This window comes from Streptomyces sp. NPDC029956, from assembly GCF_055574655.1.
The window spans coordinates 103,304-122,572 of sequence record NZ_JBVHZJ010000002.1; the positions used below are offsets into that span (position 1 = coordinate 103,304).

14 protein-coding genes are annotated in these 19,269 nt (G+C 70.9%); 6 read left to right on the forward strand and 8 right to left on the reverse strand.

All coding sequences use genetic code 11. The annotated features are described in order from the left end of the window. Positions 1-65 precede the first annotated feature (65 nt). Positions 66-1,427 (forward strand): FAD-dependent oxidoreductase, encoded by a 1,362-nt coding sequence (locus tag ACZ4XX_RS01730; RefSeq protein WP_468506019.1) that lies wholly within the window; start codon positions 66-68, stop codon positions 1,425-1,427. A 61-nt stretch (positions 1,428-1,488) separates the two neighbouring features. Here ACZ4XX_RS01730 and hemE read toward each other — a convergent pair whose 3' ends face one another. After that, positions 1,489-2,565, reverse strand: coding sequence for a uroporphyrinogen decarboxylase (gene hemE, locus ACZ4XX_RS01735; RefSeq protein WP_355959868.1), 1,077 nt, complete (start codon positions 2,563-2,565; stop codon positions 1,489-1,491). A gap of 91 nt (positions 2,566-2,656) precedes the next feature. On the opposite strand from hemE, the gene ACZ4XX_RS01740 reads away from it, so the two are divergent. The 3 genes from ACZ4XX_RS01740 to ACZ4XX_RS01750 all read left to right on the forward strand — a co-directional run bounded on the left by ACZ4XX_RS01740 (position 2,657) and on the right by ACZ4XX_RS01750 (position 5,652). Continuing rightward, positions 2,657-3,358: a DUF3000 domain-containing protein gene (locus ACZ4XX_RS01740; RefSeq protein WP_468506020.1), complete on the forward strand. Its 702-nt coding sequence runs from the start codon at positions 2,657-2,659 to the stop codon at positions 3,356-3,358. Positions 3,359-3,620: 262 nt separating this feature from the next. Beyond that, a complete protein-coding gene (locus ACZ4XX_RS01745; protein ID WP_015037008.1) occupies positions 3,621-4,286 on the forward strand; it encodes a response regulator transcription factor in 666 nt (221 codons plus the stop codon). A gap of 82 nt (positions 4,287-4,368) precedes the next feature. Next, on the forward strand, positions 4,369-5,652 hold the full coding sequence (locus tag ACZ4XX_RS01750) for an HRDC domain-containing protein (protein ID WP_468506021.1): 1,284 nt from the start codon (positions 4,369-4,371) through the stop codon (positions 5,650-5,652). Between the two features lie 55 nt (positions 5,653-5,707). Here the strand turns inward: ACZ4XX_RS01750 and ACZ4XX_RS01755 are convergent, their stop codons facing one another. Continuing rightward, entirely contained in the window at positions 5,708-6,832 is a 1,125-nt protein-coding gene (locus ACZ4XX_RS01755) for an alpha/beta fold hydrolase (RefSeq protein ID WP_468506022.1), read from the reverse strand. Positions 6,833-7,141: 309 nt separating this feature from the next. Here ACZ4XX_RS01755 and ACZ4XX_RS01760 point away from each other — a divergent pair, with 309 nt between their 5' ends. Both ACZ4XX_RS01760 and ACZ4XX_RS01765 read left to right on the forward strand, forming a co-directional pair. After that, complete coding sequence (locus ACZ4XX_RS01760; protein ID WP_468506023.1) at positions 7,142-8,356, forward strand: thiolase family protein; 1,215 nt, start codon at positions 7,142-7,144, stop codon at positions 8,354-8,356. Next, a complete protein-coding gene (locus ACZ4XX_RS01765) occupies positions 8,353-10,491 on the forward strand; it encodes a 3-hydroxyacyl-CoA dehydrogenase NAD-binding domain-containing protein (protein ID WP_468506024.1) in 2,139 nt (712 codons plus the stop codon). The genes ACZ4XX_RS01760 and ACZ4XX_RS01765 overlap by 4 nt, the downstream gene beginning before the upstream one ends. A gap of 166 nt (positions 10,492-10,657) precedes the next feature. On the opposite strand, the gene ACZ4XX_RS01770 is transcribed toward ACZ4XX_RS01765, so the two are convergent. From ACZ4XX_RS01770 to ACZ4XX_RS01795, 6 genes are all read right to left on the reverse strand, one after another. After that, a complete protein-coding gene (locus tag ACZ4XX_RS01770; RefSeq protein WP_468506025.1) occupies positions 10,658-11,752 on the reverse strand; it encodes a PLL family lectin in 1,095 nt (364 codons plus the stop codon). Positions 11,753-11,862: 110 nt separating this feature from the next. Continuing rightward, entirely contained in the window at positions 11,863-13,377 is a 1,515-nt protein-coding gene (locus tag ACZ4XX_RS01775) for an amino acid permease (RefSeq protein WP_468506026.1), read from the reverse strand. Positions 13,378-13,498: 121 nt separating this feature from the next. Then, positions 13,499-15,418, reverse strand: a complete 1,920-nt coding sequence (gene dxs, locus ACZ4XX_RS01780; protein WP_468506027.1) for a 1-deoxy-D-xylulose-5-phosphate synthase — start codon at positions 15,416-15,418, stop codon at positions 13,499-13,501. 254 nt (positions 15,419-15,672) lie between these two features. Continuing rightward, the gene (locus tag ACZ4XX_RS01785) at positions 15,673-16,992 is read right to left on the reverse strand and encodes a sugar ABC transporter permease (RefSeq protein ID WP_468506028.1); all 1,320 of its coding nucleotides are present in this window, start codon (positions 16,990-16,992) and stop codon (positions 15,673-15,675) included. Next, entirely contained in the window at positions 16,989-17,783 is a 795-nt protein-coding gene (locus tag ACZ4XX_RS01790) for an ATP-binding cassette domain-containing protein (protein WP_468506029.1), read from the reverse strand. Before ACZ4XX_RS01790 ends, ACZ4XX_RS01785 begins: the two co-directional genes overlap by 4 nt. A gap of 306 nt (positions 17,784-18,089) precedes the next feature. Next, positions 18,090-19,154 carry a sugar ABC transporter substrate-binding protein gene (locus ACZ4XX_RS01795; RefSeq protein WP_468506030.1) on the reverse strand — a complete coding sequence of 355 codons (1,065 nt, stop codon included), beginning with the start codon at positions 19,152-19,154 and terminating at the stop codon, positions 18,090-18,092. Between the last annotated feature and the right edge of the window lie 115 nt (positions 19,155-19,269).

The window sequence follows — 19,269 nt, forward strand, 5'->3', positions numbered from 1 at the left end:
GGGTGGTACCCTTCCTGGCGACCCGGGGGGCCCCGAAGAGGTAGCGTCGCCCCCCGAGCAACCGCTTGTGGGTCATCGGTGGCGACGGGGGGGGGCTTCCCCCCCCTCCCCAGGCGCGCAGGCTCAAGGGGCCGGACGAGCTGGAGATCGTCGCGTTCGAGCGCGGTCACTTCTCCTCGTACTCGGCCTGCGGCATCCCGTACTGGGTCGGCGGTGACGTCGCCACCCGCGACGAGCTGATCGCGCGCTCCCCCGAGGAGCACCGGGCGCGCGCCGTCGACCTGCGGATGCGGACGGAGGTGACGGCGCTCGACGTGCCCGGCCGGCGGGTCCTCGCACGGGACCTGGAGACCGGTACGGAGACCTGGACGGACTACGACAAGCTGGTGGTCGCGACGGGCGCCCGCCCCAAGCGGCCGGCGCTGCCGGGGATCGACGCCCCCGGGGTGCACGGGGTGCAGACCCTGGACGACGGGCAGGCCCTGCTCGACTCGCTGGACGCGACCCCGGGGCGGCGGGCGGTCGTGGTCGGCGCGGGCTACATCGGCGTGGAGATGGCCGAGGCGCTCCTCAACCGGGGCTACGAGGTGACGGTCCTGCACCGGGGAGAGCAGCCGATGGCGACGCTGGACCCGGACATGGGCCGCCTGGTGCACCGGGCGATGGACGGTCTGGGGATCACGACGGTCGCCTCGGCGGAGGTCACGAAGATCCTCACCGGCGAGGACGGCCGGGTCAGGGCGGTGGCGACGGACGAGGCCGAGTATCCGGCGGATGTGGTCGTCCTGGGCATGGGCGTGGTGCCGGAGACCTCGCTCGCCCGCGCGGCGGGGCTGCCCCTGGGGGCGCACGGCGGGCTGCTCACCGATCTGGCGATGCGGGTCCGCGGCCACGAGGACATCTGGGCGGGCGGTGACTGCGTGGAGGTCCTGGACCTGGTCTCGGGCCGCGAGCGGTACGTGCCGCTGGGGACGCACGCGAACAAGCACGGTCAGGTCATCGGGTCCAACGTCGGCGGCGGCTACGCGACGTTCCCGGGGGTCGTGGGCACGGCGGTGTCCAAGGTCTGCGACCTGGAGCTCGCCCGGACCGGCCTGCGGGAGAAGGACGCCCGGGAGGTGGGGCTGCGGTACGTGACGGTGACCGTGGAGTCGACGAGCCGGGCCGGGTACTACCCGGGGGCCGCGGCGATGACGGTGAAGATGCTGGCCGAGCGGCGCACGGGCCGGCTGCTCGGGGTGCAGATCGTGGGCCGGGAGGGGGCGGCGAAGCGGGTGGACGTCGCGGCCGTGGCGCTGACGGCGGGGATGACGGTGGAGCGGATGACGGCTTTGGACCTCGGGTACGCGCCACCGTTCTCGCCGGTCTGGGACCCGGTCCTGATCGCGGCCCGCAAGGCGACGGCGGCGGTCCGCGCGGCGGGCTGACGACAGCACGACGGCCGCCGGGGTCTCCCCCGGCGGCCGTCGGACAGGCGTCGCGGGTGCGTCAGACGGCCGTCCTGGTGTGGACGTACTCGACGAGCCGGGACAGGGCGTCCGGGTCCATCGACGGCATGACGCCGTGGCCCAGGTTGAAGACGTGCCCCTCGAGGTTCTTCGCGGCGGCCAGGACCTCGTCCGTCTTGGCCTCGACGACCTCGCGCCCGGCGAACAGCACGGCCGGGTCCAGGTTGCCCTGGAGGGCCTTGCCGGGGCCGACGCGGCGGGCGGCCTCGTCGAGCGGGACGCGCCAGTCGACGCCGACGACGTCCGCGCCGGCCTCGCCCATGAGGCCGAGCAGCTCGCCCGTACCGACACCGAAGTGGATGCGCGGGACGCCGTACCCGGCGACCGCGTCGAACACCTTCACGGAGGCCGGCATCACCGAGCGGCGGTAGTCGGCCGGGGCGAGGGCGCCGACCCAGGAGTCGAAGAGCTGGACGGCGGAGGCGCCGGCCTCGATCTGGACCTTGAGGAAGGCCGAGGTGATCTCGGCGAGACGGTCGAGCAGATCGGCCCACAGCTGCGGGTCGCCGTACATCATCGCCTTGGTGCGCTCGTGGCTGCGCGACGGGCCGCCCTCGACGAGGTAGCTCGCGAGGGTGAAGGGCGCGCCCGCGAAGCCGATGAGCGGGGTGTCGCCCAGCTCCTCGGTGAGCATCCCGATGGCCTCGGTGACGTAGTGGACGTCCTCGGGGGTCAGGTCGCGCAGCCGGTCCAGGTCGGCACGGGTGCGGATCGGGTCGGCGACGACCGGACCCACGCCGGGCTTGATGTCGAGGTCGAGGCCGATGGCCTTGAGGGGGACGACGATGTCGCTGAAGTAGATCGCGGCGTCGACCTTGTGGCGGCGGACCGGCTGGAGGGTGATCTCGGTGACCAGCTCGGGCCGCATGCAGGACTCGAGCATGGGGATGCCCTCGCGCACCTTGAGGTACTCGGGGAGCGAGCGCCCGGCCTGCCGCATGAACCAGACGGGGGTGTGCGGCACGGGCTCCCGCCGGCACGCCTTGAGGAACGCGGAGTCGTGCGTCCGCGACTGCTGCTTCGTCTGCTGGCCCTGCGGGCTGTCGTTGGCACTCACGCCCAGAATCTTCGCATGTGGCGGGAAGCCGCTCGTCCGGGCAGGGTGTCCCTCCCTGCACGGAGGGCCCGTTCCGCCTACTCTTCCCCGCATGGCTGCGGCTCAGGGACATTTTTCCGATCATTCCGACGGCGATCGAGGGACGGACGAAACGGCGGACAGTACGGAGGCGAACCCGGTTCCACCCGCGTTCCGGCGGGCGGTGGAGGCGTTGCGCTCGGCGCGGCTGCGACCCGAGATCGAGATCGACCCCACGAGGCCGCCGCAGCGCCTCGCCCCGTACGCGTACGCGGTGGAGGCGGCCGTCGTGGACGGCGAGGAGGACCTCGCGGACGGGCGGCTCGTGCTGCTGCACGATCCGGACGGCCACGAGGCCTGGAAGGGCACGTTCCGCCTTGTGACGCTGGTCCGGGCGGAGCTGGAGCCGGAGATGGCGGCGGATCCGCTGCTGCCCGAGGTGTGCTGGTCCTGGCTGACCGGGGCGATGGAGGCCCGGGGGCTCGCGTACGGGGAGGCGAGCGGCACGGTCACGATGGCGGGCTCGCACTACTTCGGCGGTCTCGCGGACCGCAGGCCCGCGACGCAGATCGAGATCCGGGCGTCCTGGACGCCGCGCGAGGGTCTGGGCGGTGTGCCGGACACCGGGGCGCACCTGGCGGCCTGGTGCGATCTGCTCTGCCAGATCGCGGGACTGCCGCCGGCGCCGGCCGACCCGGCGACGGGCGCGGCGGGGACGGTGTCGGGTGCGGGGATCGTCTCGCTGCCCCAGCGGCGGGGGCCGCAGCAGGTCTGAGGGGTGGGATCAAGCCAACCTTCGAAGCGTCCGAACGACGGCCCCGGCGCTCCCTCTCAGGGGTGAAACGAGGGGGCCCGCTCGTAGGATGATCGATCACGCGTCCGAATTGCCCTAATTATTACTCACCAAATCGTGATCTTTCCCTAAAGGCGGGCGGCCCAGCTGCCGAAGGAACCAGTGACCCCTTCACAGCACGGGTTCGCCCCCGGCTTCTTCCCCGAGCCGGCTCCGTCCCGCACCCTTCCCCCCAGGAGGCCTGGTGTCCGTTCTCCTCGAGCAGCCCGCAAGCCTGGTCGCCTACCGCCCGAACAAGCCGACGGCCATGGTCGTCGTGGCCGACCCGCGCGTCCGCTCCACCGTGACCCGCCACCTGTGGGCCCTCGGAGTACGCGACGTGATCGAGGCTTCTTCCATCGCGGAGGCACGTCCCCGCGTCGGCAACCCGCGCGACATCTGCGTTGCCGACGTCCACCTGCCCGACGGCAGCGGCCTGACCCTGCTGTCCGAGACCCGCGCCGCGGGCTGGCCCAACGGCCTCGCCCTCTCGGCGGCGGACGACATCGGTGCCGTACGCAACGCCCTGGCGGGCGGCGTGAAGGGCTATGTCGTCACCGGCACCCGTACGAACATCGGCCACCCCACCCGACCCGGCGCCGCCCCCATCGGCGCCGCGGCCGCGCGGCTCGGTCACCGCCGCCCCCCGGGTGCCCCGAGCCACCCGGGCGGCTACCGCGAGCTCTCCGGCCGTGAGGTCGAGGTGCTCCGGCTCGTCGCGGAGGGCCAGTCGAACAAGGCGATCGGCGTCTCCATGGGCCTCTCTGCCCTCACCGTGAAGAGCCACCTCGCCCGGATCGCCCGCAAGCTGGGCACCGGCGACCGCGCCGGCATGGTCGCGGTGGCCCTTCGGACGGGGATCATCCACTGAGGAACCGCTGTACGAGAAGCCGGCGCCTGTCGACGGAACGTTCCGTCGACAGGCGCCTGCCGTTCACCGATACCCTTGACAGGTGACCGACGCCCAAGAGACCGCAGCAGACACAGCACTGCGCACCACCGGGGGCGGCCCCCCGGACGACGATGTCCCTGCGAATGGGCTTCCGATCCCGTTGCTGGAGCCCCGCGAGGGGATTCCGCCCGTCGTCGAGACCGAGGACGCCCTCGCCGAGGTGATCGCCGCCTTCGCGGCCGGCCGCGGCCCCGTCGCCGTGGACGCCGAGCGTGCCTCCGGCTACCGCTACGGCCAGCGCGCCTATCTCGTCCAGCTCCGCCGCGAGGGCGCCGGTACCGCGCTCATCGACCCGGTGGGCTGCTCCGACCTCTCCGGACTCGGCGAAGCCCTCGCCGGGACCGAGTGGATCCTGCACGCCGCGACGCAGGACCTCCCGTGCCTGCGCGACATAGGCATGCTCCCGACGTCGCTGTTCGACACCGAGCTGGCCGGGCGGCTCGCGGGCTTCCCGCGCGTCGGCCTCGGCGCGATGGTCGAGTCCGTCCTGGGCTACGCCCTGGAGAAGGGCCACTCCGCCGTCGACTGGTCCACCAGGCCGCTGCCCGAGCCCTGGCTGCGGTACGCGGCCCTCGACGTGGAACTCCTCGTCGACCTGCGGGACGCCCTGGAGAAGGAGCTCGACCGGCAGGGCAAGCTCGAATGGGCGCACCAGGAGTTCGACGCGATCGCCTCGGCCCCGCCCGCCCCGCCGCGCAAGGACCCGTGGCGGCGCACCTCCGGCATGCACAAGGTGCGGCGCCGTCGCCAGATGGCGGTCGTACGGGAGCTGTGGACGGCCCGTGACCAGGTCGCCCAGCGGCGGGACGTCTCCCCCGGCAAGGTGCTGAGCGACGCGGCGATCGTGGAGGCGGCGCTCGCGGTGCCGGTGAACGTGACCGCGCTCACCGCGCTGCCCGGTTTCGGGCACCGCATGGGCCGCCGCCAGCTGGAGCAGTGGCAGGCGGCCGTCGACCGGGCCCGCGCCCTGCCCGAGAGCGAGCTTCCCCAGCCGGGCCAGCAGGTGGCCGGCCCGCCGCCGCCGCGCGCCTGGGCGGACAAGGACCCGGTCGCCGCGGCCCGACTGTCGGCGGCGCGCGCGGCGGTCTCGGCCCTCGCGGAGGAGCTCAACCTGCCGCAGGAGAACCTGATCACCCCGGACACGGTGCGCCGGGTCTGCTGGGAGCCGCCGGCCCCGGCCGACGCGGCCGGCGTCGCCGCCGCCCTCGCGGGGCACGGCGCGCGCGCCTGGCAGGTCGGCCTGGTGACCCCGCTCCTGGTGAAGGCGCTGACGGCGACCGCGTGACCCGCTCGCCCGGAGAGCCCCTGGACGGTGAGAACCGCCAGGGGCTCCGTCGTGCCTACGGGGCGGGGCTGAGGTTGCCGTCGGTGTCCATGTCGAAGACGCCGTTGGTCTTGCCGTCGACCTTGTGGTGCTTGAGCCAGTGCTTCGAGAGGTTGTGGACGTTCTTGTGCTGCATCTCCCACACCACCGAATGCCCCGCGCACGCCAGCTTGACCATCAGTTTGTGGGCGCCCGCGACGGCGTCGTAGAGGGCGGGGACGGAGAAGTCGAGTTCCGGGTCCGGGTTGGGGGGTGACGTGTTCACCTGCTTGTCGTACTCCCCGTACACCATCAGCACGGGGACGCTTCCTCCGAGCACGCCGCCCTGTGCCGCGGTGGTCTTGTTCCATCCCCACCGCCAGAAGTTCCTGATCCGGTTGCGCCCCTCCCCGACCGGCCCCCAGGTGCTGCCGACCGGGTCGCTCTTCATGATCGCGTTCCACGCCGCCTCGACGACGGCGTCCTCGCGCTGGCCGTCGCAGTGCACCTCGGTCTTCCAGTTGTCGCCGAATCCGCCCTTCGTGCCGAGGAAGGTCGGGAAGCCCGGTCGCGGCAGCGAGGCGGGCGGGTTCGACGTTCCCTTGGGCGGGAAGATCGGTGCCAGGAGGAACAGGCTCTCGACCTTCGTGGGGTTGTTGACCGCGTACGGTCCCATCGTGAAGGCGGCGGCGGACCAGCCGATGAAGGCGACCTTCTCCGCGTCGCACTCGTCCAGGATGTAGTCCACGACGGTGTTCAGCTCGTCCCGGTCGCTGTTCGAGTTGGTCAGCTGGAACGGGTAGTTCGGCGGACCCGGCGTGAAGCCCACCGGCCGGGGCTTCAGCAGGTGCTGGTGGGCCGGGTTGACGTTGCGGGGGTCGTCCATCTTGGGGCGCGGCGACAGCCCGGACCCCTGGAGGTCCATCATGAAGACGTCGTAACCGGCCTTCGCCAGCGCCTCCGCCCAGTTGTACGTCTTGTAGGAGAGGTCGAAGCCGGCGAGCACGGGCACGCTCCGGCCGTGGAGCATGAGGACCGGCCTGCGCGGCTGGCCGGGGGGCGTGCCGTTCCGCTCCCGTACGAAGAGCTCGACGACATCGCCCTTGTTCGCGGGGACGGTGGATGTGTGGGTGACCTTGTGGTCGGTGGTGTCGATGGGCATGGGAGTCCGTTCCGTGGGCCTGGTCGGGGGCCTCGTGCCCCGGGCCGGTGCCAGACTCCGCCCGCCGACGCACGGAGGCGGCGCGACACGGCCGCCGCTCTGGGCCCATCGGGTTGCGGGACCGTCCGATCAGACGGGCGTACGCGGGGGGCGCGCAGTCGGCCCGGTGGCATCCTCGGGGTGTGACCTTCGCCGCTTGGGGCCCAGGGACTGGGCAGCCTGGTTACCCACAAGTAGCATGGGGGAAGCAAGCGCACGCTTAGGCGTGTGCCGCAGCAGTGCCATCCCGCACCCTGGAGGAGAGCCATCGTGCCTCGTACCGTCAGGGACGTCGTCTTCGTCGACGGCGTCCGCACCCCGTTCGGCAAGGCGGGCCCGAAGGGCATCTACCACGAGACCCGCGCCGACGATCTCGTCGTCAAGGCCATCCGGGAGCTGCTGCGCCGCAACCCCGGCCTGGACCCCGCGCAGATCGACGAGGTCGCCATCGCCGCGACCACGCAGATCGGTGACCAGGGTCTGACCCTCGGCCGCACGGCGGGCATCCTCGCCGGACTGCCGCAGTCGGTGCCGGGCTACTCCATCGACCGCATGTGCGCCGGTGCGCTCACGGCCGTGACGAGCGTCGCCGGTTCGATCGCCTTCGGCGCCTACGACGCCGTCATCGCCGGTGGCGTCGAGCACATGGGCCGCCACCCCATGGGTGAGGGCGTCGACCCGAACCCGCGCTTCGTGTCGGAGAAGCTCGTCGACGAGTCCGCCCTCTTCATGGGCATGACCGCCGAGAACCTGCACGACCGCTACCCGAGCATCACCAAGCAGCGCGCCGACGAGTACGCCGTGCGCTCGCAGGAGAAGGCCGCCAAGGCGTACGCCGACGGCAAGATCCAGCAGGACCTGGTGCCGATCTCGGTCCGCCGCACCGACGCCTCCACCGGCGAGACCGGCTGGGGCCTGGTCACCGCCGACGAGCCGATGCGCCCGGGCACCACCCTGGAGTCGCTGGCCGGCCTGAAGACGCCGTTCCGCGTCCACGGCAACGTCACCGCGGGCAACGCGGCCGGTCTCAACGACGGCGCCACCGCCTCGATCATCGCCTCCGAGGACTTCGCCCGCGAGAACGACCTCCCGGTGAAGATGCGCCTCGTCTCGTACGCCTTCGCCGGCGTCGAGCCCGAGGTCATGGGCTACGGCCCGATCCCGGCGACCGAGAAGGCCCTCGCGAAGGCCGGTCTGTCCATCGAGGACATCGACCTCTTCGAGGTCAACGAGGCCTTCGCCGTCCAGGTCCTCGCCTTCCTCGAGCACTACGGCATCGCCGACGACGACGCGCGCGTCAACCAGTACGGCGGCGCCATCGCCTACGGTCACCCGCTCGCCTCCTCCGGCGTCCGCCTCATGACGCAGCTGGCCCGCCAGTTCGAGGAGAACCCGCAGGTCCGCTACGGCCTCAACACGATGTGCGTCGGCTTCGGCATGGGCGCCACGGTCATCTGGGAAAACCCCCACTGGGAGGGCAAGTGAGCACCACCGCCGAGCTTCTGAAGGGCGCCGCGGAGCTCTTCCCCGACGAGGTCGTCACGAGCGCCCACGTACGGCACTTCGAACTGCCCGCGGGCGCGGGCCGGTTCGCCCTGATCACGCTGGACAACGGCTTCGACCACACCAAGCCGACCACCTTCGGCCCGCAGTCGCTCGCCAACCTGAACACGGCGATCGACCAGGTCGAGGCCGAGGCCGCGAACGGTGAGATCACCGGCGTCGGCATCACCGGCAAGCCGTTCATCTTCGCCGTCGGCGCCGACCTCAAGGGCGTCGAGCTGCTGAAGAAGCACGACGAGGCGCTCGCCATCGGCAAGGGCGGCCACGACGTCTTCAAGCGGCTGTCCGCGCTCGCCGTCCCGACCTTCGCGTACTACAACGGCGCGGCCATGGGCGGCGGCGTCGAGGTCGGTCTGCACTGCACCTACCGCACCGTGTCGAAGGCCCTGCCGGCCTTCTCGCTGCCCGAGGTCTTCCTCGGCCTGGTGCCCGGCTGGGGCGGCTGCGCCATCCTGCCGAACCTCGTCGGTGCCGAGAAGGCCGTCTCGGTCATCATCGAGAACTCGCTGAACCAGAACCGCCAGCTCAAGGGCAAGCAGGTCTTCGAGCTCGGCATCGCCGACGCGCTGTTCGAGGGCGCCGACTTCCTGGAGCAGTCGCTGATCTGGACGGCCTCCGTCCTCAACGGCTCCGTGACCGTCGAGCGTCCCGCGATCGACCGCGGCGAGGCCTGGGACCAGGCCGTCGCCAAGGGCCGCGCCATCGCCGACTCCAAGGTGCACGGCGCCGCTCCGGCCGCCTACCGCGCCCTCGAGATCATCGAGGCCGCCAAGGACGGCGACCTGCAGAAGGGCTTCGACGCCGAGGACCAGGCCCTCGCGGACCTGATCATGGGCGGCGAGCTCCGCTCCGGCATCTACGCCTTCAACCTGGTGCAGAAGCGCGGCAAGCGCCCCGCGGGTGCCCCGGACAAGTCGCTGGCCCGCCCGGTCACCAAGGTCGGTGTCGTCGGCGCCGGTCTGATGGCCTCCCAGCTCGCCCTGCTCTTCCTGCGCCGCCTGGAGGTGCCGGTCGTCCTGACCGACATCGACCAGGAGCGCGTCGACAAGGGTGTGGGCTACGTCCACGCCGAGATCGAGAAGCTGCTCGGCAAGGGCCGGATCAACCAGGACAAGGCCAACCGCCTCAAGGGCCTGGTCTCCGGTGTCCTGGACAAGGCGGCGGGCTTCGCGGACGCGGACTTCATCATCGAGGCCGTGTTCGAGGAGATGTCCGTCAAGCAGAAGGTGTTCGCGGAGGTCGAGGCGGTCGCCCCGGCGCACGCGATCCTCGCCACCAACACCTCCTCGCTGTCCGTCTCGGAGATGGCCTCCAAGCTCCGGAACCCGGAGCGCGTGGTCGGCTTCCACTTCTTCAACCCGGTCGCGATCCTCCCGCTCCTGGAGATCGTGCGCGGCGAGAAGACGGACGACGCCTCCCTCGCCACCGCTTTCGGTGTCGCGAAGAAGCTGAAGAAGACCGCGGTCCTCACCAAGGACGCCCCGGCGTTCGTCGTGAACCGCATCCTGACCCGCTTCATGGGCGAGATCCAGAACGTCATCGACGAGGGCACCTCGGTCGAGACGGCCGAGAAGGCCATCGAGCCCCTCGGCCTGCCGATGTCGCCGCTGGTGCTCCTGGAGCTCGTCGGCCCGGCCATCGGTCTGCACGTCTCCGAGACCCTGAACCGCTCCTTCCCGGAGCGCTTCACCGTCTCGCCGAACCTCAAGCGCGTCGTCGAGGCCGGCAAGCGCGGCTTCTACGTCTACAACGCCGAGAACGGCTTCAAGCCGGAGCTCGACCCGGAGGTCGCCGCCCTCCTCGTCCAGGGCGACTCCGTCCTGACCGAGGAGCAGGTCCGCGACCGCGTCCTGGACGCGGTGGCGCAGGAGATCGGCCTGATGCTGGAGGAGGGTGTCGTCGCCGAGGCGCAGGACATCGACCTCTGCCTCATCACCGGTGCGGGCTGGCCCTTCCACCTGGGCGGCATCACGCCGTACCTGGACCGTGAGGGCGTCTCCGAGCGCGTCAACGGCAAGCGTTTCCTCGCGCAGGGCGTGGCGAGCGTCCCGGCGTAACACCCGGCCTCGCGCCCCGGGGCGTACGTGGACGGCCCCGGCACCTGTTCCAGGTGCCGGGGCCGTCCGCGTACCGTCAGGCGCGTTCTCCCGGTGCTCCGGCTGGGCCTCCCGGGGTACGCGCCCGGGAGGCCTGGAGAAGCCCTGGGGAGGTCGCGTCGGGGCGTCACCCTATGGAGCGCCAGCCCTCCAGGAGCAGACCCTCCGCCGACGCCTTCTGGCGGGTGGTGATCGGGGCGCCCGCGCCGACCCGGGCCATCGCGACCAGTCGCCCGTCGAGCCCGCGGGTGAGGACGGCGGCGAGCTCGTGGTGCCGGTCCCCCGTCTCCGACCACTGGATGCCCTCGGTCTCCTGCTCGCTCGGGTAGGCGGCGAGGGCGAGCCGGCCGTCGGCGGAGTGCTGCGCGAGGACCGTGCAGTCGAAGCCGTCGATGAGACAGCGGGTGGCGGAGAGCCGTCCGGTGCCGACGGCCTTGCCGAGCACCGTCGGCTCCAGGGAGCGCTCCGGCGACCAGGCGCGGACCTGGCCGTCCAGGTCGAGGTAGAAGAGGGTGACGTGCCCGGAGGGGCCGGTCGTGGCCGCCAGGGTGCCCATGGTCACCGAGGCCGGGAGGAGCTCCTCGCGGATCGGACGGGCGCCGGACTCGCGCTGTACGTAGCGGACGAGGCCCTTGGCGTGCGAGCTGTACAGCTCGACGAAGCCGGAGCCGTTGGTGACCGCGACCGGCGAGGGGTCGGTCTTCGACCCCATCAGGTCCCACCAGGGGTGCCAGCCGCCGGCGTCCTTCTGGGCCCGCACGCTCAGTCCGCCGCCGCCGTTGCGCATGAAGGCGTACACACGGCCCTGGCCGTCCACCGCGACGGCGGGGTTGCCGGTCCACGGCCCCTTGCCGTTGGAGTGCCCGATCGGGCGCCAGGCGACCGCGGGGCGGCCCGTCTGGAACTGGACGCTGTGCACCAGCTCCACGTGGTCGTCGCCGCCGTCCGTGGGCCGCAGACCGACGAGGTGGACGTAGCGGTCGGCGCCCTGACCGACCGCGAGGAAGGGGGTGAGTCCGCCGGAGGGGCCGGGGCCGCCCAGCGAGACGGGTCCGCTCCAGCTCCCGTCCGGCTCCTCGGTCCAGCGCACCACCTCTCCGTCCCTGGGCAGGTAGGCGCTGAACCGGCCCTCCGTCCCTCTGGTCAGCCAGGCGCCCTGGAGCAGCGGGCCGGCGGAGGAGCCGTGGGACGGGGGGGTGGGGGCCTGGGATCGATTAGCCATGGGGGGATCCAGCACTCCGGTCGTCGGAAGGAGTTCGGGTACGAACCGACTGTAGTCGCCGTTCCGAACGGTCCCTTCCGCGCCTGCGGTGTCACCGCCTCACGACCCGCTCAGTGCAGCGCGCCCTGGCCTTGCTTCCCGAGCCGACTGTGACTGCGCCCGTACAGGAAGTACACGACGATGCCGATCGCCATCCAGACCGCGAACCGGAACCAGGTCTCGCCCGGCAGGTTGAGCATCAGCCACAGCGAGGCGGCGATGGAGAGGATCGGCAGCGCCGGCACCCAGGGGGTGCGGAAGGCGCGCTGCAGGTCGGGGCGGGTGCGGCGGAGCACGATGACACCGAACGCGACGACGACGAAGGCGAAGAGGGTGCCGATGTTCACCAGGGTCGCGAGCTCGTTGATGCTGGTGAAGCCGGCGACGACGGCGATGATCACACCGAGCAGGATGGTCGGGCGGTAGGGGGTCTTGAACCGCGGGTGCGTGACGGAGAAGAAGCGCGGCAGGAGGCCGTCGCGGCTCATCGCGAAGAACACCCGGGTCTGGCCGAGCAGCAGGATCAGACAGACCGTGGTGAGTCCGACGGCGGCGCCGAAGCTGATCACGCCCGCGTAGAAGGGATGCCCGGCGGCCTTGAAGGCGTCGGCGAGCGGGGCGCTGACGGACAGCTCGGTGTAGTGCTGCATGCCGGTGACGACCAGCGCGACGGCCACGTAGAGCACGGTGCAGATGAAGAGCGAGCCGAGGATGCCCCGGGGCATGTCCCGCTGCGGCAGCTTGGTCTCCTCGGCGGCGGTGGCCACCACGTCGAAGCCGATGAAGGCGAAGAAGACGACCGAGGCGGCGGTGAAGATGCCCATGACGCCGAAGTTCGTCGCCTCGTACCCGAAGAGCAGCTGGACGAGTGGCGCGTCCCAGTTGGAGCCGCCGCCCTCGGGGGTGACGGCCGGCGGGATGAAGGGCTTGTAGTTGTCGCCGACGATGAAGAACAGACCGGCGACGATCACGATCATCACCACGGTCACCTTGATCGCCACGACGATCGCGGTGATCCGGGCGGAGAGCTTCATGCCCAGGACGAGGACGACGGTCAGCACCAGGACGAGGAGGAAGGCCAGGATGTCGAAGGTGCCGCCCGGCACGTCCGGCCCTTCCAGCGCCGCGGGTAGGTGCCAGTCGATGTTGTCCATGAGCGAGCGGACGTAGCCCGACCAGCCGACGGCGACCACCGCCGTACCCAGGGCGAACTCCAGGACGAGGTCCCAGCCGATGATCCAGGCGGGCAGCTCGCCGATCGAGGCGTACGCGAAGGTGTACGCCGATCCCGCCACCGGCACCGTCGAGGCGAACTCGGCGTAGCACAGGGCGGCGAGCGCGCAGACGATGCCCGCGGCGACGAAGGCGAGCGCGGTGGCCGGGCCCGCGTTCTCCTTGGCGACCTTGCCCGTCAGGACGAAGATGCCGGTGCCGATGATGACGCCGACGCCGAACACCATGAGATCCCAGGCGGACAGGGATTTCTTGAGTGCGTGCTCCGGTTCCTCCGTGTCACGGATCGACTGTTCGATCGTCTTGGTCCGGAAGATGCCGTTGTTGGCTCGTGGCCTCTGGTCCGTACTCACTCGTCGTACCTCCCTGCCATGGGGCTGCCCGCCCTGTGGTCAGAATGCACGCGAAAGGGCCGATCGGCACTCCGAAGAGTGAGCCGATCGGCCCCAGGATGACGCGGGGTGACCGTGTCGGTCAGTCGCGGGCGGGCTCCACGGCCTGCGCGCTGCTCTCGAACCTGCCGTCGAGACGCGAGACCAGACCGGTGACCTGCCGGGCGATGTCCGGGGCGGTCAGGCCGATCTCCGCCAGGACCTCGCCGCGGGAGGCGTGGTCCAGGAAGCGCGGCGGGATGCCGAAGTCACGCAGCGGCACGTCCACCCCGGCGTCGCGGAGCGCCTGGGCGACGGCCGAGCCGACGCCGCCGACGCGGCTGTTGTCCTCGACGGTGACGACGACCCGGTGACGCTCGGCGAGCGGGGCGAGGGCCTCGTCGACGGGCTTGACCCAACGGGGGTCGACGACCGTGGTGGTGATGCCGTGCCGGTCGAGCAGATCGGCGATCTCCAGGCACATCGGGGCGAGCGCCCCGACGGAGACCAGGAGGACGTCCGGCCGGTCCGAGCCGGGCTCGCGGAGCACGTCCATGCCGCCGACGCGGCGCAGGGCGGGTACGGCGGGGCCGACCGCGCCCTTGGAGAAGCGGACCACGGTGGGTGCGTCGGTGACCTCGACGGCCTCGCGCAGCTGGGCGCGGACCTGGTCGGCGTCGCGCGGGGCGGCGAGCCGCAGGCCGGGGACGACCTGGAGGATCGACATGTCCCACATGCCGTTGTGGGAGGCGCCGTCGGTGCCGGTGATGCCGGCCCGGTCCAGGACGAAGGTGACGCCGCACTTGTGCAGGGCCACGTCCATCAGGACCTGGTCGAAGGCGCGGTTGAGGAAGGTCGCGTAGACCGCGAAGACCGGGTGCAGACCGCCGGTGGCGAGGCCGGCGGCGGAGACCGCGGCGTGCTGCTCGGCGATGCCGACGTCGAAGACCCGCTCGGGGAAGGCCTTGGCGAACTTGTCGAGACCGACGGGCTGGAGCATGGCCGCGGTGATGGCGACGATGTCCGCGCGCTCCTTGCCGAGCGCGACCATCTCCTCGGCGAAGACGCCGGTCCAGTCGGCGCCGGAGGTGGAGATGGGCAGACCGGTGTCGGGGTGGATCTTGCCGACGGCGTGGAAGCGGTCGGCCTCGTCCTGGAGGGCCGGCTGGTAGCCGCGGCCCTTCTCGGTGAGGCAGTGGACGATCACCGGGCCCCCGAAGCGCTTGGCGCGCGTCAGGGCGGACTCCAGGGCCTCGATGTCGTGGCCGTCGATGGGGCCGACGTACTTGAGGCCGAGGTCCTCGAACATGCCCTGCGGGGCGATGAAGTCCTTGAGGCCCTTCTTGGCGCCGTGCAGGGTCTCGTAGAGCGGCTTCCCGACGACGGGGGTGCGCTCCAGGATGTCCTTGCCGCGGGCGAGGAAGCGCTCGTAGCCGTCGGTGGTGCGCAGGGTCGCCAGGTGGTTGGCGAGGCCGCCGATGGTGGGCGCGTAGGAGCGCTCGTTGTCGTTGACGACGATGACGAGCGGCCGGTCCTTGGCGGCGGCGATGTTGTTCAGCGCCTCCCAGGCCATGCCGCCCGTGAGGGCGCCGTCGCCGATGACGGCGACGACGTGGTCGTCCTTCTTGAGGACCTCGTTGGCCTTCGCGAGGCCGTCGGCCCAGCCGAGGACCGTGGAGGCGTGCGAGTTCTCGATGACGTCGTGCTCGGACTCGGCCTGCGAGGGGTAGCCGGAGAGGCCGCCCTTCATCTTGAGCTTCGAGAAGTCCTGGCGGCCCGTGAGCAGCTTGTGGACGTAGCTCTGGTGGCCGGTGTCCCAGAGGACCTTGTCCTTCGGGGAGTCGAACACGCGGTGCAGGGCGATGGTCAGCTCGACCACGCCGAGGTTGGGCCCGAGGTGCCCGCCGGTCTTGGAGACGGCGTCCACGAGGAACGTCCTGATCTCGTCGGCCAGCTGATCCAGCTGTTCCGGGGAGAGCCGGTCCAGATCTCGCGGTCCCCTGATACGGGTCAGCAGAGCCACCCGTGCCTCCTTGCGTTTGAGCTGGTCGAGCTTGCCGATTTGTCGAGTCTAATGTTCCGTCTTGGATCGTGGGCATCGGGCCGGGGGATGACAGGTCACCCCCACGGCCTACATGCCGCTGATCTGTACGGCTCCGGACGCCGATCCGTGCTGCTCCCCGCGGGTCGGGGCACTGCTCCGGACGCAGCAGTGCCCGGCGCCGGTTTCACGGCGCCGGGCGGTGTGGCGAGCGTTACGCGCGCGGGACGGGGTCCCTAGGCGCGTCCTGCCGTCTTCTGCGTCTTGCGGGAGACCGAGTCGATGATCACGGCGATGAGCAGGACCGCTCCGGTGATCATGTACTGGATCGCGTTCGAGGACAGGTTCATCTGGTTGAGGCCCTGGACGATCGACTGGATGACCAGGATGCCGAGGAGCGCCGACCAGACCTTGCCGCGTCCGCCGAACAGGGACGTTCCGCCGATGACCGCGGCGGCGATGCACATCATCAGCTGGTTGCCGCCGCCGAGGGAGCGGTCGGCGCCGCCGGTCGCGGAGGCGAGGAACAGACCGCCGATCGCGCCCATGGTGCCGGAGATCATGAAGACCGAGATCCGGATCCACGAGACGTTGATGCCGGCGCGGCGGGCGGCCTCGATGCCACCGCCGACGGCGAAGACCTGGCGGCCGTACGTGGTGCGGCGCAGCACGAAGTCGGTGACGAGCAGGATCACCAGGAAGATCACCAGGGAGAGCGGCAGGCCCTGCTCCTGGTTGAAGCCGTACGCGGCGACGAGGACCAGGACCGCGAGGATCGCGGTGCGCAGGATGATCTCGCTCTGCGGGCGGTGCGGCAGCTCGGCGGCCTTGCGGCGGCGGGAGTCGCGCAGCTGGGCGAGGTAGAACGCGGCGACGACGGCCACGGCGAGGCCGTAGGCGGCGGCGACGTCGGAGAAGTAGTACTTGGTGAGGTCGCCGACGAAGCTGCCGATCGGGGTGGGGATGGTCGACTTGTCGCCCATCACCCAGGTCTGCAGACCGGCCCAGCCGAGGAAGCCGGCCAGGGTGACGACGAAGGCGGGCACACCGATCTTGGCGAAGACCAGACCGTGGAAGGCGCCGAGGAGGGTGCCGGAGAGGATGCCGAGGAGGATCGCGAGGCCGTCCGGCATGTCGGTGCCGAGGACGCCCCAGACGGAGCCGGCCAGACCCGCCACGGAGCCGACGGCGAGGTCGATCTCGCCGAGCAGCAGCACGAAGACGATGCCGACGGCCATGATGCCGGGGCCGACCGCGTACAGCGTGATCTGGTCGAGGTTGTACGAGGTGATGAAGTTGCCGGTGAGCGCCTGGAAGACGATGCCGATGACGATCAGGCCGACGACGACGGGCAGCGAGCCGATCTCACCGGAGCGGATCTTGCGCTTGAACTCCTCGACGTAACCCTTGAAGCCCTGCTCGCGGACGAGGAGGCGGGGGTCGACGGCGGGTATCGCGGCGGCGGCCGGGACCTCGCTGACCGGGGTCGTCTCTTCGGTGGTACGGGGCTCGGGCACCGCTGCCTCTTCGCTCGCGGTGGGAGGGGTGTTGCTCACTTCGCTACCTCCGCGTTGCGGGCCTGACGGCGGGTCACGGCGTTGTCCGTGGCACCGGTGATCGCGGCGATGATCTCTTCGTGCGTGGTGGTGGCGACCGGGAAGGTGCCGTTGTTGCGGCCCAGGCGGAGCACGGCCACGGTGTCGGCGACGGCCTTCACATCGGCCATGTTGTGGCTGATGAGGATGACGCCGAGGCCCTGCTCGCGCAGCCGCTCGACCAGGTCGAGGACCTGGGCGGTCTGCTCGACGCCGAGGGCGGCGGTCGGCTCGTCGAGGATCACGATCTTGGGGTTGCCGACCAGGGCGCGCGCGATGGCGACGACCTGGCGCTGACCGCCGGAGAGCGCGGCGACGGGGATGCGGACGCTGGGGATGCGGATCGAGAGCGTGGAGAGCAGGTCCTTGGCCCGCTTCTCCATGGCGACCTCGTCGAGGACGCCGCCCTTCTTGATCTCGCGGCCGAGGAACAGGTTGGCGACGACGTCGAGGTTGTCGCAGAGCGCGAGGTCCTGGTAGACGGTCGCGACACCGAGGTTCTGGGAGTCGTGCGGGCGCTGGATCTCGACCTGCTCGCCCTCCCACTCGATGACGCCCTCGTCGATCGGGTGAACACCGGCGATCGTCTTGACCAGCGTGGACTTGCCCGCTCCGTTGTCGCCGACGAGCGCGACGACCTCTCCTGCGTGGACTTCGAGATCGACACCGGAGAGGACCTGAACCGCTCCGAACCGCTTGAAGATCCCGCGCAACGCCAGCACGGGCGCCTGCGTCTGGGACACGTGAACCAACTCCTTCGCCGCCCGCGGGCGGCGGCATGTCGCGCCGCCGGTGCAGCGCCAAAGTTCGAGGGGGGGCTGAGCTCGTCCGGCCCCCGGACCGACAGCGGGGTCTGGGTCGGCCGGGGGCCGGACGGGCAGGGGGACGGATCGTTTCGACGGGCGCCGGGCGGTCGGCGAGGGCTTCACCCTGTGGCGGGGTGTCACCCTCGACGGGGCTCTTCACCCCGTTTCCGGGGCTTCAGCCTCTGTACGCGGGCCGTTGTCGTGATCCGTGACGCCGGGCCCTCGGGGGGCCCGGCGGGCTCGGCTCAGGGCTTACTTGATGCCCAGTTCCGTGCACTTGGCGGCCAGGTCCGAGGTGCAGAGGTCGGCGGCCTTGTAGATGCCGTCCTTGATCACCGTGGTCTGGATGTTGGCCTTGTCGACGACGACCGGCGGGAACAGCGTCGACGGCACACCGTCGGTCGCGCCCTGGGCGCCGAGGTCCTTGCCCTGGAGCAGGTTCACCGCGAACTTGGCGGCCTCGGGGGCCAGCTGGAGCGGCGACTTGTAGATCGTGAAGGTCTGCGAACCGGCGATGATGCGCTGGATGCCCGCGACCTCGGCGTCCTGGCCGCCGACCGGGATGTTCTTGATGCCGGCGTTCTCGAGGGAGGTGACGATGCCACCCGCCATGCCGTCGTTCGCGGAGTAGACCGCGCCGATCTTGTCCTTGCCGACCGAGGAGATGGCGGCGGACATCTTCTCGCCGGCGACCTTCGGGTCCCACTCGCCGGACGCCTCGTAGGCGATCTTGCCGACCTTGCCGTCGAGCGCGGTGTGGGCGCCCTTCTTGAACAGCGCGGCGTTCGGGTCCTTCTCGTCGCCGTTGATCATCACGACGTTGGCGGAGGCGGCCTTGCCGCCCAGGGCCGCGAGGAGGGCCTGGCCCTGGAGCTCGCCGACCTTGTTGTTGTCGTGGCTGACGTAGGCGTCGGCGCCCTTGACGGCACGGTCGTACGCGACGACCTTGACGCCCTTGGCCTTGGCCTCGGTGACCCAGCCCTCGGCCTTGGTCGCGTCGACCGGGTCGAGCGCGATGACCTTGATGCCGTCGGCGATCAGCTGGTCGAACTGCTGCTTCTGCTTGACGACGTCGGAGACCGCGTTGTTGTACACGACCTCGCAGTCGCCGCACGCGGCCTTGACGGCCTTCTCGAACTGGGGCTTGTCGAGAGCCTCGTAGCGCGAGGTCTTGTTCTCGGGAAGGAGCAGACCGATCTTGGTCGAGCTGCCCTTGTCACCGCTGTCGTCGCCGCCGGCCTGGCCACAGGCGGCGAGCGAGAGGGCCATCGACACCGCGGCCGTGGCTATGACGGCGCGACGCGTCACTGCGTTCATTTGGGTTGCCTCCCTGACGAGGCCGCGACGTTGCGGCCGAGGTGGCACGAAGTCAACTCGGCCGTCACACCGACGTCAAGAAGTAAATCCTTAACGAGATGACAACGGTGGTGTT

Bases quoted from the DNA above. Each gene is read 5' to 3' on its own strand.
- ACZ4XX_RS01740 (WP_468506020.1), top strand. From the start codon at position 2,657: ATGGCTGCGGCTCAGGGACATTTTTCCGATCATTCCGACGGCGATCGA.
- ACZ4XX_RS01755 (WP_468506022.1), bottom strand. From the start codon at position 6,832: ATGCCCATCGACACCACCGACCACAAGGTCACCCACACATCCACCGTC.
- ACZ4XX_RS01770 (WP_468506025.1), bottom strand. From the start codon at position 11,752: ATGGCTAATCGATCCCAGGCCCCCACCCCCCCGTCCCACGGCTCCTCC.
- ACZ4XX_RS01795 (WP_468506030.1), bottom strand. From the start codon at position 19,154: ATGAACGCAGTGACGCGTCGCGCCGTCATAGCCACGGCCGCGGTGTCG.